This is a genomic window from Myxococcus vastator (genome assembly GCF_010894475.1).
In the GTDB taxonomy this organism is placed as follows: domain Bacteria; phylum Myxococcota; class Myxococcia; order Myxococcales; family Myxococcaceae; genus Myxococcus; species Myxococcus vastator.
Window position 1 is genome coordinate 1 of record NZ_JAAIYB010000214.1, and the last position, 13570, is coordinate 13570.

General features: G+C 70.6%; 12 protein-coding genes. 2 read left to right on the plus strand and 10 right to left on the minus strand.

Features of this window, described 5'->3' with window-relative positions:
- From rnc to G4D87_RS21055, 4 genes are all read right to left on the minus strand, one after another.
- Positions 1–724, minus strand: a 724-nt coding sequence (gene rnc, locus G4D87_RS21040) for a ribonuclease III (RefSeq protein ID WP_163783860.1), incomplete at its 3' end; no start/stop codon positions are given.
- Between the two features lie 22 nt (positions 725–746).
- A complete protein-coding gene (locus G4D87_RS21045) occupies positions 747–1610 on the minus strand; it encodes a hypothetical protein (protein WP_176410792.1) in 864 nt (287 codons plus the stop codon).
- Positions 1610–2755 (minus strand): acyl-CoA dehydrogenase family protein, encoded by a 1146-nt coding sequence (locus G4D87_RS21050; RefSeq protein ID WP_163783851.1) that lies wholly within the window; start codon positions 2753–2755, stop codon positions 1610–1612. Before G4D87_RS21050 ends, G4D87_RS21045 begins: the two co-directional genes overlap by 1 nt.
- A 69-nt stretch (positions 2756–2824) precedes the next feature.
- On the minus strand, positions 2825–4354 hold the full coding sequence (locus G4D87_RS21055; RefSeq protein ID WP_163783852.1) for an acyl-CoA carboxylase subunit beta: 1530 nt from the start codon (positions 4352–4354) through the stop codon (positions 2825–2827).
- Between the two features lie 203 nt (positions 4355–4557).
- Between G4D87_RS21055 and G4D87_RS21060 the strand changes: the two genes are divergently transcribed.
- Positions 4558–4917, plus strand: a complete 360-nt coding sequence (locus G4D87_RS21060) for a YtxH domain-containing protein (RefSeq protein WP_163783853.1) — start codon at positions 4558–4560, stop codon at positions 4915–4917.
- A gap of 97 nt (positions 4918–5014) precedes the next feature.
- Here the strand turns inward: G4D87_RS21060 and G4D87_RS21065 are convergent, their stop codons facing one another.
- Complete coding sequence (locus G4D87_RS21065; RefSeq protein WP_163783854.1) at positions 5015–5791, minus strand: enoyl-CoA hydratase-related protein; 777 nt, start codon at positions 5789–5791, stop codon at positions 5015–5017.
- 103 nt (positions 5792–5894) lie between these two features.
- Between G4D87_RS21065 and G4D87_RS21070 the strand changes: the two genes are divergently transcribed.
- Positions 5895–7826 (plus strand): TIM44-like domain-containing protein, encoded by a 1932-nt coding sequence (locus G4D87_RS21070; protein WP_163783855.1) that lies wholly within the window; start codon positions 5895–5897, stop codon positions 7824–7826.
- A 99-nt stretch (positions 7827–7925) separates the two neighbouring features.
- Here G4D87_RS21070 and G4D87_RS21075 read toward each other — a convergent pair whose 3' ends face one another.
- The 5 genes from G4D87_RS21075 to G4D87_RS21095 form a co-directional block, all read right to left on the minus strand.
- Positions 7926–9464: a methyl-accepting chemotaxis protein gene (locus G4D87_RS21075; RefSeq protein WP_163783856.1), complete on the minus strand. Its 1539-nt coding sequence runs from the start codon at positions 9462–9464 to the stop codon at positions 7926–7928.
- A 155-nt stretch (positions 9465–9619) separates the two neighbouring features.
- Positions 9620–10597, minus strand: a complete 978-nt coding sequence (locus G4D87_RS21080) for a hydroxymethylglutaryl-CoA lyase (protein WP_163783857.1) — start codon at positions 10595–10597, stop codon at positions 9620–9622.
- On the minus strand, positions 10590–11318 hold the full coding sequence (locus G4D87_RS21085) for a class I SAM-dependent methyltransferase (protein ID WP_163783858.1): 729 nt from the start codon (positions 11316–11318) through the stop codon (positions 10590–10592). Before G4D87_RS21085 ends, G4D87_RS21080 begins: the two co-directional genes overlap by 8 nt.
- Entirely contained in the window at positions 11315–12505 is a 1191-nt protein-coding gene (locus tag G4D87_RS21090) for an aminotransferase class I/II-fold pyridoxal phosphate-dependent enzyme (RefSeq protein WP_163783859.1), read from the minus strand. The genes G4D87_RS21085 and G4D87_RS21090 overlap by 4 nt, the downstream gene beginning before the upstream one ends.
- A gap of 37 nt (positions 12506–12542) precedes the next feature.
- On the minus strand, positions 12543–13430 hold the full coding sequence (locus G4D87_RS21095; protein ID WP_205507663.1) for a phosphatase PAP2 family protein: 888 nt from the start codon (positions 13428–13430) through the stop codon (positions 12543–12545).
- Positions 13431–13570 lie beyond the last annotated feature (140 nt).

Sequence of the window (13570 nt, forward strand, 5' to 3'; positions counted from 1 at the left end):
GCGGGGGGGAGGTGGGACACGTGGCGTCTTCCCGCAGCTTCTCCAGCGTCGCCTGCGCGGCGGACTGCTCCGCCTCCTTCTTGCTGCGGCCGGAGGCCCGGGCGAAGGCCGTGTCCCCCAGCATCAGCTCCACCTCGAACACCTTGGAGTGTTCCGGACCGGACTCGGAGACCACGCGGTAGCGGGGCTGGAGCTTGAGCCGCTCATGGGCCAGCTCCTGGAGCAGCGTCTTGTAGTCGAGCCGTCCCTGGCCGTTGGAGACCTCGTCCAGCAGGTCCGCGAAGTACCGGTCCACCAGCGCCACCGCGGCGTCCAGCCCGCTGGTGAGGAACACCGCGCCGAAGACGGCCTCCAGGGCGTCCGCCAGGACGGAGTTCTTCTCCCGGCCGCCGGACAGGAGCTCGCCCCGGCCCAGCAGCAGCAGGTCACCCAGCGGAATGGTCCGGGCCACGCGGGCCAGGCCGTCCTCGTTGACGACGCGGGCGCGCATCTTGGTCAGGTCGCCTTCGGGCAGGCCCGGGCAGCGCGCCATCAACCGGTGGCTGACGGCCAGGTTGACCACCGAGTCGCCCAGGAACTCCAGGCGCTGGTTGTCCTTCAGCTCCTTGTCCCGCGTCTCGTTGACGTACGTCTTGTGCGTCAGGGCCTCCAGCGCCGTCTCCATCCGGGAGAAGCTCAACCCCAGCCGCGACTCCAGCAACTGAACCCGCTCGGACGGGCTCATCTTGTCCGCACCACTCAACGCATCACTCCTGAGGCGCGTCCGGGCCCACCAGCCTCACGGCCGCGGGAGGGACCTTCAGCAGGTCCGCCACCATCCGCACGATGCCTGGAAACTCATCCAGTTCGAACCGCCCCGCCCACTCCTTCCCCTGGGGACCCGCCAGCAGTCCCCGGAAGGTGCGGCCCGCCACCCTCGCGGCGGCGAAGCGGTACGGACGGCCCTCCACCTGCAACTGCGCCAGCAGCTCCAGGCTGCTGCGAGGAGGCACCAACGCCTCCGCGCCGAACTTCTCCACGATGTCGGAGAAGCGCACCAGCCCGGCGCCCACGGGCGCGGCCTGCGGGCGGCTCGCCGGCTCTCCAAAGAGCGCGACCAGGTAGCCCGTCAGCGCCGCGCGCTCGCGGAACTCCGACAGCTCCAGCGTGTGGCCGCTGCCCGTGGGGAGGTCTTCCTTTCCGCGGGCCACGCGGGCCACGCGAAAGTTGCCCAGCCGGTCCGACACCAGCGTGACGACCAACTCCCCGTCCACCACGTCCGTGGCCAGCTCCAGCGTCTCCGGCTCCACGCGCGGCGTCAGCCCCAGCACCTGGAGCTCCGCCGAGCGGCGCTGGACGTGGAAGATGTGCTCGTTGAACGCGTCCGCGAGCAGCGCCTCGATGTCGGCCACGTCGCTGAGCGCGCCCACCAGGATGGGCGCCAGCCCCACCACGGCGGGCGGCGCGATGGGGATGAGCCGGTCCCCCATCACCTGGAAGGTCACCTCCGGGATGAACGCCCGGGTGACGGGATTGACCAGCGGGGACGACTCCAGGTCCAGCACCGCCTCGGTGCCGGCCGCGTCCTCCCGCAACTGCAGCCCGAGGCCTTCCAGCCGCGCGGTGTCCATCAAGCCCCTTTGAAGGTTTCTCGGGCGATGATTGTACGCTGGATCTCGCTGGTGCCCTCGCCGATCTCACACAGCTTGGCGTCGCGCAGGTACCGCTCGACGGGGAACTCGCGGGTGTAACCGTACCCCCCGTGGATCTGCACGGCCTTGTTGCACGCCCGCATGGCCGCCTCGGAGGCGAACAGCTTCCCCATGGAGGCCTCCCGCGAATAGGGCTTGCCCTCGTCGGCCAGCTTCGCCGCGCGGTAGACCAGCAGCCGGGCGGCGTCCAGCTCCGTCTTCATGTCCGCCATCATCCAGCGCAGGCCCTGAAACTCGCTGATGGGCTGGCCGAACGCGGTGCGCTCGCGCGAGTAGCCAATGGACTCCTCCAGGGCGCCCCGGCCCAGGCCCACCGCCAGCGCGCCGATGGTGATGCGGCCGCGGTCCAGGATCTTCATCGTGTCGATGAAGCCGTGGTCCAGCTCGCCCACGCGCGCCGAGTCCGGCAGCTCCACGTTCTCCAGGATGAGCTCGGCGGTGTCCGACGAGCGCATGCCCAGCTTCCCGTGGATGGCGCGCTGGCTGAAGCCCGGCTGGCCCTTCTCCAGCAGGAACGCGGTGATGCCCTTCTGCCGCTTCTGCGGCGAGGTGACGGCCAGCACCACGAACACGTCACCCACCGTGCCCTGGGTGATGAACATCTTCGCGCCGTTGAGCACCCAGCCGTCGCCCTTGCGCACGGCCGTGGTCTTCATGCTCGACGCATCCGAGCCGGACCCCGGCTCCGTCAGGCCCCACGCGCCCAGGTACTCCCCCGTGGCCAGCTTGGGCAGGTACTTCTGGCGCTGCGCGTCCGAGCCGAACACGCGCAGGTGGCTGGTGCCCAGGCCGTTGTGGCTGGCCACCGTCAGCGCGAGCGAGCCGTCGTAGCGGGCGATCTCCTCCACCGCCACCGCCACGGCGAGCGAGTCCATGGCCGCTCCGCCGAACTCCTCGGCGACCAGCATGCCCATCACTCCAAGCTGCCCCAGCTCCCGGACGACCTCCATGGGGAACTTCTCGTCCTTGTCCCACTCGCGGGCATACGGCTTCACCCGCCGTTCGCAGAAGTCACGGAGGGAGGACTGGAGGGCGCGATGGCTTTCAGGAAGGTCAAAATCCATGGTCAGCAGGATCTATAGCAGACGGCCCAGGCGCAGCCCGGGCCTTGGAGGTGGGGTAACGCTACCTACTCAAACCGGATAGACGCCGTGTTTCTTTTCCGCACGGGGCTGCTGCCGCTGCGAGTAGACGCCGTAGCGCTGGGTGAGCTCTTGACGCAGCCGGTCACCCGGGACGATGTCGTCAATGACGAGCTCGCTGGCCAGCTTGTAGATGTCCACGTCCTGCTTGTACTCGTCGCGCAGCTTCTGGACGTAGGCGGGCCGCTCGGCCTCCGGCAGCTCTTGAATCTTGTTGTAGTAGACGGCGTTCACCGCCGCCTCCGGGCCCATGACGGCGATCATCGCGCCGGGCAGCGCGAGGGTGGCGTCCGGGGCGAAGCCGGGGCCGCTCATGGCGTAGAGGCCGGCGCCGTAGGCCTTGCGGACCACCACGCAGATGCGGGGCACGCTGGCCTCGGACACGGCGGAGATCATCTTCGCGCCGGCGCGGATGATGCCCGCGCGCTCCACCTTGGTGCCAATCATGAAGCCCGGCACGTCCGCCAGGTAGAGCAGCGGGATGTTGAAGGCATCACACAGCCAGATGAAGCGGGCCGCCTTGTCCGCGCTGTCCACGAAGAGCACGCCGCCCTTGTACTTGGGCTGGTTGGCGACGATGCCCACCGGGCGGCCGTCGATGCGGGCCAGGCCGGTGACGAGCTCCTGGGCGAAGAGCTTCTTCACCTCGAACCAGCTGCCCTCGTCGATGAGCTCGTTGATGAGCTCATGCATGTTGAAGGGCTTGTTCTGGTCGACGGGGACGATCTCCTCCACCTTCTTGCCGCCGGCCTTGGGGGCCCTGGGCTCGGCGCGCGGCGGCGTCTGGGAGAAGTTCTCCGGGAAGTAGCCGATGTACTTCTTCGCCGCCTCGATGGCCTCCTGCTCCGTCTTCACCAGCACGTCGCCGACGCCGGAGACGGAGCAGTGCATCTTCGCGCCGCCCATCTCCTCCAGGGTCACCTTCTCGCCGATGACCATCTCCGCCATGCGCGGGCTGCCCAGGTACATGGAGGCGTTGCCTTCCACCATGATGACCAGGTCGCAGAACGCGGGGATGTACGCGCCACCGGCGGCGGACGGCCCGAAGAGCAGGCACACCTGCGGCACGAAGCCGGACATGTGCACCTCGTTGTAGAAGATGCGGCCGGCGCCCCGGCGCCCGGGGAACATCTCCACCTGGTCGGTGATGCGGGCGCCAGCGGAGTCCACCAGGTAGAACAGCGGGCAGCGCAGGTCGCGGGCCGTCTCCTGGATGCGGAGGATCTTCTCCACCGTGCGGGCGCCCCAGCTGCCGGCCTTCACCGTGGAGTCGTTGGCCATGATGGCCACGGTGCGCCCGGCCACCTTGCCCACGCCGATGACGACACCATCCGAGGGCAGGTCCGGGTCCAGGTTGTTGGCGAGCTTCGCGTCCTCCACGAAGGAGCCTTCATCCACCAGCAGGCGGATGCGCTCGCGGGCGAAGAGCTTGCCCGCCTCCGTGTTCTTCGCGTGGTACTTCTGCGAGCCACCCTTCTCCACCTGGGCGATCTTCTCCAGCAGTCTCGAGTCTTGGGACATGGCCCGTGGCACATAGCAGAAAGGGCTACGGCTGGCTGCCTTCTCGCTAGGGGACCGGCGCGGCGTGACAGGCAGACGACGCACCGCACAGAACAGTCCCCGCGGGGGATGCCGCTCCAGGCTCCCCTGCCTACCTTGGTGCGTAACGGGGGCGCGCTCGCGAGTCATGCGCACCCGGCAACCATCGGGCCCAGGAGGGACGCATGTTCGCAGCGAAGAAAGGCAAGTGGATGGCCAAGGGAATCGCCCGGAGCGACCTGTACCGCAAGTGGCTGGCCCATAAGCTCATCAATGACCTGCCGCGCGTGGCGCGGAACCGTTGGGATGACTTCGAGCCGGATGACGTGCTGCGGCATGTGGGCTTGACGACCTACAAGCCGGCGCGCGCGGGCCTGGGCAGCCTGGGCATCTTCATCCTCGGCGTGGCCGCGGGTGGCGTGGCGGCCCTGCTGATGGCGCCGAAGACGGGCACCGAGCTGCGGACCACCGTGAAGGACAAGGCCTCGGCCTACATGAACAAGCAGCACGTCAACCTGGGCCAGGAGCGCACCGCGAACGCCTGAGCGGCGCGCGCGGCCTTCGGGCCATGACGTGATGAACCTTCGGGGACGGGGCACCGGCGCGGACCGGGCCTTCCGTCCCCGAGTTCTTTCGTGCGGGCTAGCGGCCCTTGTAGACGGGGGCGCGCTTCTCCGCGAAGGCGCGCAGGCCCTCCAGCCGGTCCTCCGTCTTGAGGATCTCCTCGTACTTGCGCAGCTCCAGCGCCAGCGCGTCGTCCAGCTCCAGGCCCGTGCCCTCGTCGATGGCGTGCTTGGCCGTCGCCACGGCGATGGGCGCGTTCTCCACCACCGACTCCGCCACCCCGTGCGCCACGGCCAGCAGGTGGCCCTCCGGCGCCAGCCGGTTCACCAGGCCCACGCTGAAGGCCTCGGCGGCGTTGACGCGGCGGGCGGTGAGGATGAGGTCCTTGGCGCGGCCCGGCCCCACCAGGCGCGCCAGGCGCTGCGTGCCGCCACCGCCGGGGATGATGCCCAGCTTCACCTCGGTGAGGCCCAGCTCCGCGGCCGGGGCCGCCACGCGCAAGTCACACGCGAGCGCCAGCTCCGTGCCACCCCCGAAGGCCGCGCCGTTGATGGCGGCGATGAAGACGCAGTCGCTCTTCTCGAGCGCGCGGAAGGTGCGGCGCAGGCCCTCCAGGAAGGCGCGGACCTCGTCCTCCGCCATGGTGGCGCGCTCCTTCAGGTCGGCGCCGGCGCAGAAGGCCTTGTCGCCCGCGCCGGTGATGACGACGGCGCGCACGTCCCGACTCGACGACACGCGGGTCACCAGCTCGCCCAGCTCCTTCAGCATGGCGCGGCTGATGGCGTTGCGGCGGCTCTCACCGTCGATGGTCCAGATTTCGATGGGACCCCGTGCGTCGACCTTGAATTCCGGCATGTTCGCTCCCCTTTCCCGGCCGTGCAGGCGGGCTGCGCCGGGCCGCGGCAGAGTGCGGCCAGAAGCCGGGTCTGGCAAGGCGGAAACGGTTAGCATGGGAGACATGGCCACGCCTCCGCGCTTCATCTCGCACCGACTCTCCCGGTGGGCCCCCTGGCTGCCCGCCATCGCCTACGTGGCGCTCCTCCTCCCGCTCGAAGCCCTGGGCCGCGGCGGTGGCGGCGAGCACTACTCCCGCCCCTCGTCCGGCAGCGGCGGTGGCCGCGGCGGCGGAGACGGAGACGGCGTCGCGCTCTGGGTCGTCTACCAGCTCTTCAGCCTCGTCTGGCGCTACCCCAAGGTCATGCTGCCGATGCTCTGCGTGGGCGGCGTCGTGTACTGGCTGTACCGCCGCAACCTGCACCCGGACGCCACCACGAAGCGCGCCCTGGAGCAGCGCGAGGCCTACCAGCGCACCCAGGTGTCCCAGCGTGACGTGCAGGGCTGGGTGAGCGCCCTCCGGCTGAAGGACCCCGCCTTCGCGCTGGAGCCGATGCTGGAGAAGACGAAGTGGCTGTTCATGGAGCTGCAGCAGGCGTGGTTCCTCCGGGACATGACGCCGGTGCGGCCCTTCCTGTCGGACGCCACCTTCCAGCGCTTCGGCGTCCAGTTGGAGCTCATGCGCGCGCAGGGCGTGCGGGACGCCATCACCGACTTCGAGGTGCTGGACCTCCAGCTCATCGGCCTGGACCAGAGCCCGTGGTTCGACAGCATCCACGTCCGGGTCCACGCGCGGATGCGCGACACCGACGTGCCCGTGTCCTTCACCGACGCGCAGGCCACCGAGGCCGCGCGCAAGGCTCCCAGCGAGGCCTTCACGGAGGTCTGGACCTTCGTGCGCAAGCCGGGGGCGCAGACGCGCATCGGCGCGGACCTGTTCCAGGGCAAGTGCCCCAACTGCGGCGCGCCCTTCAACGGCGGCGCGGCCAACAGCTGCGAGTTCTGCGGCGCGGTGGTGAACTCTGGCAACTACGACTGGACGCTGTCCGAAATCACGCAGGGCATCGAGCACGCGCCGTACCACAAGACGGTGGACGGGCTGATGCAGGCGCGCGAGGCCGACCCGGCGCTCAACCTGGAGATGCTGGAGGACCGCGCGTCGCTGCTGTTCTGGAAGTGGATTGACGCGCAGAGCCGCCGGGACATGAAGCCGCTGGCCAAGGTGGCCCGGGCGGACCTGGTGCAGGGGCTGGAGTCGGAGCTGGAGGCGCTGGGACGGCAGGGCCGCCGCCGCATGTTCCTGGAGTGCGCCGTGGGCTCCGCGGACGTGCGCGCCTTCCAGGTGGACCCACGGGGCGACGACGTGGCGCACGTGGAGATTCGCTGGAGCGCGCGCATGGGCATCGGGGCCATCAAGGAGCCGCCCTCCTCCCGGGCCACCGTGCCCCAGCGCCACATCTTCACGCTGACGCGCAAGCACGGCGCGAAGACAAACACCGCCAACGGCATGTCCACGGACCGGTGCCCGCAGTGCAACGCGCCCCTGACGAACAGCGCCGCCACGGACTGCGAATACTGCGGCACGCCGCTGGCCACCGGTGAGCGCGACTGGGTGCTCGCGGCGGCGCGCACGTTCGAGGCATGGAACGCGGACGAGGACATGCGGTTCCGGGCCCTCCCCCCGCGCCGGGCCGCGCCGCGAGCCGAGGACGCGGTGATGGACGTCCAGGAGCGGCAGCGCCTGCTGTACATGATGGCCGCCATCGCCGCCGCCGACGGCGAGGTGACGTCCGCGGAGCGCAAGCTGCTGAAGCTGTGCTCGGAGCGCTGGGGCGTGGCGTGGGACAACGTGGAGCTGGCGCTGAGCATGGGGCCCCAGCTCTTCGACCGCCTGGCGACGAAGGGCAGCCCCGAGGCGGAGGTGTTCCTGCGCAACATCGTGGAGATGGCGCTGGTGGACGGCCGCATCGACCGCAAGGAGCGGCGGATGCTGGAGCGCGCCGCCGCCCACCTCGGGCTTCAGGACCGGCTGGCGTCGTTGATTGACGGGCGGTAGGGCCCCTCCCTGGAGCACCTCGCGCCCGAGCGTCGCCTCGGGCGCGAGCCTGTGACGCGCGGTGGCTCGAAGGCGCCGCGAGCCCGAGCGCCGGAAGCGTCAGGAGCGGTGCGCCGCCCCGCCACCGGGCGCCGCGTCCCCTTCCGCGCCCTGGTAGGTCTCGATGACGCCTTGGACGCGGCCTGTCACCCCGCGAAGTGTCTGGGCGGCGGTGGTCGTCTGCTCGACCCGCCCCAGCGTCTGCTTCATCATCGCGGACAGCTCATCCACCGCGCCGGAGATCTGCGCCACGCCCGCGGCCTGCCGCGCCACCGCCGCTGAAACCTGCTGCACCCCGTCGGTGCTGGTGCGCAGCATGGTGGACAGGCCGCGCAGGCGCTCTCCGGACGCGCGCACCACCTCGATGTCCTGCGCCATCCGGTCCGCGCCCTTCAGGGAGAGCTCCACGACGTGCTGGAGCGACTGGTGCGCGGTGTCCAGGATGCCGCTCACCTGCCCCGCCGCCCGGACGGATTGCCGCGCGAGCCGCCGCATCTCCGTGGCCACCACCGCGAAGCCCTTGCCGTGCTCCCCCGCGCGCGCCGCCTCGATGGCCGCGTTCACCGCCACCATGTGGGACTGGTCCGCCAGGTCCTTCACCGCCAGGGTGACGCTGGAGAGCCGCCGCGTCTGGCCGTCCAGGCCGCGCAGGAGCCCGGCCATCTCCATCACCTGCGCGCGGATGGCCTCCAGGCCCTCCATGCTCTGGCCCAGCATGGCCTCGGCGTCGGCCCCCACGTCCCCCGCCTGGAGCGTGGAGGCGAGGATGGCGTCCGCCTGACGCGAGGCCGTGGACGACGCCCGCTGCATCTCGTTCGTCGCGGCCTGCGTCTGCGTGAGCGCCGCGGACTGACGCGACAGCATCGCGCGCTGGTCATCCGTGCTCGACACGAGCGACTGGGTCGCCTCCGTCAGCGCCCGCGCCGAGTCCACCAGCGGCTCCACCACCCGCGTGCGGACCTCCCCCTGCGACAGCTCCAGCCACGCCTGCCGCGCCGCCAGCTCCCGGGCATCCTTCACCGCGCCGCGCCCGCCAATCACGAGGAACACGTTCTCGAACACCACCCAGGCGATGTGCTCCCACGCGCGCCAGAGACTGGCGGCCTCCACGCCGAAGATGGACACGGGCCAGTACAGGCCGCGAAGCAGGTGGTCCGCCGCCACCAGCGCCGAGTACAGGAACAACACGCGCACGTCCCGGTACATGGCCAGCAGCGCCAGGGTGCCGAAGATGTGGAAGTGCGTTTCGATGCGCCCATCCGTCAAATGGATGAGCAGCCCCGACACCAGCGCCTGCGCCGTGGCGATGACCAACCGCGTGGCCTCCCGCCCCGGCATGGTCCACGCCATGGCCACCGGCAGGCTCGCCAGGAGGGTCCCCAACCCCGCCGCCGCCCAGACGTGGGGATGGACCTGACTGGACGTCCCGCTCCAGGTCCGGGGGGACAGCAGCAGGGCCACCACCAGCCCGGCGATCCACTGAAACACCATCAGCACGGCGAACATCCGGTCCGTGCGGCGGCCCAGCGCCTCCTGGTGCGCCTCGAACAACGACCGCGAACGTCGCGCGAGGACGTCGGCATCGAGCGAAACGTTCATCCGGCACTTCCTGTCGAGGCAGCAGATGGGGTGAAAACGACCCCAACCCTATCCGCTCATCACCTCGAAGCGTAAGTCCGGACGGAATTTTTCAATTACAACCGACTACCAGGACTACCGGGTGCATCACGACCCCCGTGCTTCACGGAGCGGGCTTACGTCTGGGCCCGGCGGGCGGCCTTCTTCTCGCGCTCGCCCAGCGCGGCCTGGAGGTACTTGCCCGCCAGCTTCCGGCCGATGAGCTCCTGGGCAATCTCCCCGGCCTCCACCAGCCGGTCCAGGTTGATGCCCGTGTCCACGCCCATGCCATGGAGCATGAAGACGGCGTCCTCGGTGGCCAGGTTCCCCGCCGCGCCCGGGGCATAGGGGCACCCCCCCAGGCCGCCGATGCTGGCGTCGAACGTCGTCACGCCCGCGGACAGGCCCACCAGCGCATTCGCCAGCGCGGTGCCGCGCGTGTCGTGCAGGTGCAGCGCCAGCTTCTCCACGGGGAGGTGCTTCAGCAGCGCCTCCAGCAAGACCTCCGTCTGGCGCGGCGTGCCGATGCCAATCGTGTCTCCCAGGCTGAGCTGGTAGATGCCCGCGTCCACGAGCCGCCGGCAGATGTCCACCACGCGCTCCACCGGGACGTCGCCCTCATAGGGGCAGCCCCACACGGTGGACAGGTAGCCGCGCACGCGCATGCCCGCCTGGAGCGCGGAGGCCGTCACCTCGCGCGCGCCCACCACGGCCTCGGCGATGCTCTTGTTGATGTTCTTCTTCGAGTGCGCCTCGGAGGCGGAGATGAAGACGGCGGCCTCCTCCAGGCCCGCGTCCTTCGCGCGCTCCAGGCCCTTCAGGTTGGGCACCAGCGCGGAGAACACGACGCCCTCGCGCCGGCCCACCAGCCGCAGCAGCTCCTCGGCGTCCGCGAGCTGGGGAATCCACTTGGGTGACACGAACGACGTCACCTCGATGCGCTTCTCCCCCGCGGCCACCAGCGCGTTGATGAGGCGCGCCTTGTCCCGCGTGGGCAGCGTGCGCAGCTCGTTCTGCAACCCGTCCCGGGGGCCGACTTCGTAGACGTCGACCTTGCTGGGCAGCTGGCCCAGCCAGCCCGACCTCGCCCTGGAGTGTTCCTTCAGCTCAGCCATGGCGCCGCTCCGCTCCCACAATCAGGTCGGTTGACTGCGCGTCCAGCGGCTCACCCGCCAGGCCACCGTGCACCCAGACGACGGAAAACCCCGTGCTTTCCAACAGCCGCACCCAATCCGCAAGGGGATAGTAACGAAGGGAAAATGATGCGCGCAGGCATCGTCCCTCCGGGGAGGTCAGCGTCCGCTGTCCCTCGTCCCGCCCCGTCGAGGCGTCGAAGCAGCTCTCCTCCTCCAGGACGCTTCCATCCGGCAGCGTCTCGCGGAAGGCCGCCCGGGGGGACGCCGCCAGTCGCTCATACGGCACCGTCTGGAACACCCACCGTCCTCCTGGCCGCAGCACGCGCGCGACCTCGCGGAGGATGTGCATGTGCTCGCCATCCGTGAAGGCGGCCAGCGTCGAGTACCAGGCATAGGCCCCCGCCAGGGACGCCTCGCGAAACGGCAGGGCCCGCAAGTCTCCCTGGACCGCCGGGAAGCCCGGACGCCGCATGGCCAAGGACAGTGCGTCCAGCTCCAGCCCGATGACGCGCCCCGCCAGAGGCCCCGCTGCGTTCAACCGCGCCGCGTGACGGCCATGACCGCACCCCAGGTCCACCACCGGCGCCGGCCCCGCCACGTCCGCGAAGGCCCGGGCCAGGTAGTCCACCTCGCGCGCGGTGACGGCCTCCGACAAGTACGGCAGCGTGCTGCGCAGGTAGAGCTCCCCGAAGAAGCTCATCGCGACGGCAGGCCCGCGCGCAGGCGCCGCACGGCCTCGTCCAGCACCGCCTCCGTCTTGCAGAAGGCGAAGCGGGCCAGCCCCTGCCCCAGGTGCCGGTGCTCGGGGCCATAGAAGACGCTGGGAGGAATGGCCGCCACGCCCACCTCGGACACCAGGTGGCGGCAGAAGGCCACGTCATCGGCGAAGCCCTGGCGCGCGATGTCCGCGAGGATGAAGTAGCTGCCCTCCGGGGCGAACGCCGTCAGCCCGGCCTCGCGCAGCCCGGTGAGCAGCCGCTCCCGCTTCGCCGCGTAGGACGCCGTCAGCGCCGTGAAGTACGCGTCCGGCAGCCGCAGCGCCTCCGCCATGGCGGCCTGCAGCGGCGCGGCGGTGGCGAACGTCACGAACTGGTGGGCCCGCTGCACCGCGTCCCGCAGCGGCGGCGGCGCGATGACCCAGCCCACCTTCCAGCCCGTGAGGCTGAACGTCTTGCCGCCGCTGCTCACCGTCACCGTGCGCTCGGCCAGCCCGGGCAGCGTGGCCGGACGCAGGTGGCGCGCGGGCGCGAAGACGATGTGCTCGTACACCTCGTCGGAGAGGACCTTCACGTCGAACTCGGCGCACAGCTCGCCCAGGAACGTCAGCTCGTCGCGGGTGAACACCTTCCCCGTCGGGTTGTGCGGCGTGTTGAGGATGAGCAGCCGGGTGCGCGGACCGAAGGCGGCGCGGACCTCGTCCCGGTCGAACCACCACTGCGCGTGGTCCGCGTCCGGCGGGCGCAGCGGCACGAAGCGCGCGGTGGCCCCCACGAAGGTGATGTTGGCGTCGTAGGAGTCGTAGAAGGGCTCGAAGGCCACCACCTCGTCGCCCGGGTCCACCAGCCCCAGCAGCGTGTCGAGGATGGCCTCGGTGGCGCCGCTCGTCACCGTCACCATGGTGTCCGGGTCCACCGCCTGGCCGTGGAAGCGCGCCGAGTGCTCGGCGATGGCCACGCGCAGCTCCCGGGCGCCCGCGCCCATGGCGTACTGATTGCCCCCGTCGCGGATGGCGCGCTGCGCGGCTTCCTTGATGGCCGCCGGGCCGTCGAAGTCCGGGAACCCCTGCCCCAGGTTCACCGCGCCGTGGCGGGCGGCCAGGGCGCTGAACTCGGAGAAGACGGTGGTGGCGAACCGGGTGACGCGCTGCGCGGCTACGGGCCTGGACATGGACGTCGGCTCCTCGCGCCGCGAACAGTCCGGGCGCTCAAGGCCGGACGATAGCGTCCACCGGCACGGAACGCGCGTCCTTCACCACTTCCCGCTGGCGGGCCGCCCGGGAGACGCCCAGCGCCAGCCCCGTCACCACCATGACCATGGGCACCGCGCAGAGCAGGTCCGTGGCGTAGTGGAAGCGGCCCACCAGCGTGGCCGCGATGAGTCCCAGGCCCGGCAGCAACATCACCCAGAAGACGCGCCGGGAGAACCGCCACGCGTAGTACAGCACCAGCAGCGTGGCGCCGGTGTGTCCCGACGGGAAGCAGTCACGCGCGAACAGCGGCTTGCGCATGAGCGAGTCCAGCAGCGGCGTCAGCGTTCCGCGCAGCGGCCCATCGAACGCGTCGATGAGGAAGTAGCGAGGCCCCACCGCGGGCACCAGCACATAGGCCGCGTAGTTGAGACAGAAGAGCAGCCCCAGCGCGGTGAGGTACTCGTCGTACTCCGCGCCGCCCGGGCGCCGGTAGAGCACCAGCCCCAGCACCAGCGCCCAGATGAAGTGGCCGTAGTAGCAGACCAGCAGGATGTCGTTGAGCCACGCCGGGACGACGCGCGACAGCACCACCGCCGCCTGCATGCCAAAGAGCCGCTGGTCGGCCGCCACCAGCTGCGCGTCCTTGAGGAGGGGGTTCACCGTGTCCACCACGGGCGCCAGCCAGTCATGCGTCAGCACCGCCGTGGGCAGCAGCCACCAGTCCGCGAGGACGTGGAGCCACCGGTGCCCCGGGAACGACGCGGCCAGCGTGCGGAGGACGAGCGGCCCCACGCCCACCACCGCGAACAACCCCGCGCAGCGCAGCGCCCCCGGCGCCCACCGGCCCGGCCCCAGCAGGAGCAGCGCCGCCAGCGCGCAGGACACGACGACGATGAGGTCCACGACGGTCAACTGGCCCCTCGCCTCACCACCGCGAACGCTTTGGGAAATCCAGGCACTCACGCCGACTTACGCTCCCCCGGCGGCGCGGCTCGCGCGCCAGAATCGCCGAGCTCGAGGCTCTGAACGACCGCCCCCTTCCC

What these genes read in the sequence shown, in the direction of transcription:
- G4D87_RS21090 (WP_163783859.1), bottom strand. Translation starts at nt 12,505, where the DNA reads ATGTCCAGGCCCGTAGCCGCGCAGCGCGTCACCCGGTTCGCCACCACC.
- G4D87_RS21080 (WP_163783857.1), bottom strand. Translation starts at nt 10,597, where the DNA reads ATGGCTGAGCTGAAGGAACACTCCAGGGCGAGGTCGGGCTGGCTGGGC.
- G4D87_RS21050 (WP_163783851.1), bottom strand. Translation starts at nt 2,755, where the DNA reads ATGGATTTTGACCTTCCTGAAAGCCATCGCGCCCTCCAGTCCTCCCTC.
- G4D87_RS21075 (WP_163783856.1), bottom strand. Translation starts at nt 9,464, where the DNA reads ATGAACGTTTCGCTCGATGCCGACGTCCTCGCGCGACGTTCGCGGTCG.
- G4D87_RS21045 (WP_176410792.1), bottom strand. Translation starts at nt 1,610, where the DNA reads ATGGACACCGCGCGGCTGGAAGGCCTCGGGCTGCAGTTGCGGGAGGAC.
- G4D87_RS21070 (WP_163783855.1), top strand. Translation starts at nt 5,895, where the DNA reads ATGGCCACGCCTCCGCGCTTCATCTCGCACCGACTCTCCCGGTGGGCC.
- G4D87_RS21060 (WP_163783853.1), top strand. Translation starts at nt 4,558, where the DNA reads ATGTTCGCAGCGAAGAAAGGCAAGTGGATGGCCAAGGGAATCGCCCGG.
- G4D87_RS21055 (WP_163783852.1), bottom strand. Translation starts at nt 4,354, where the DNA reads ATGTCCCAAGACTCGAGACTGCTGGAGAAGATCGCCCAGGTGGAGAAG.
- G4D87_RS21085 (WP_163783858.1), bottom strand. Translation starts at nt 11,318, where the DNA reads ATGAGCTTCTTCGGGGAGCTCTACCTGCGCAGCACGCTGCCGTACTTG.
- G4D87_RS21065 (WP_163783854.1), bottom strand. Translation starts at nt 5,791, where the DNA reads ATGCCGGAATTCAAGGTCGACGCACGGGGTCCCATCGAAATCTGGACC.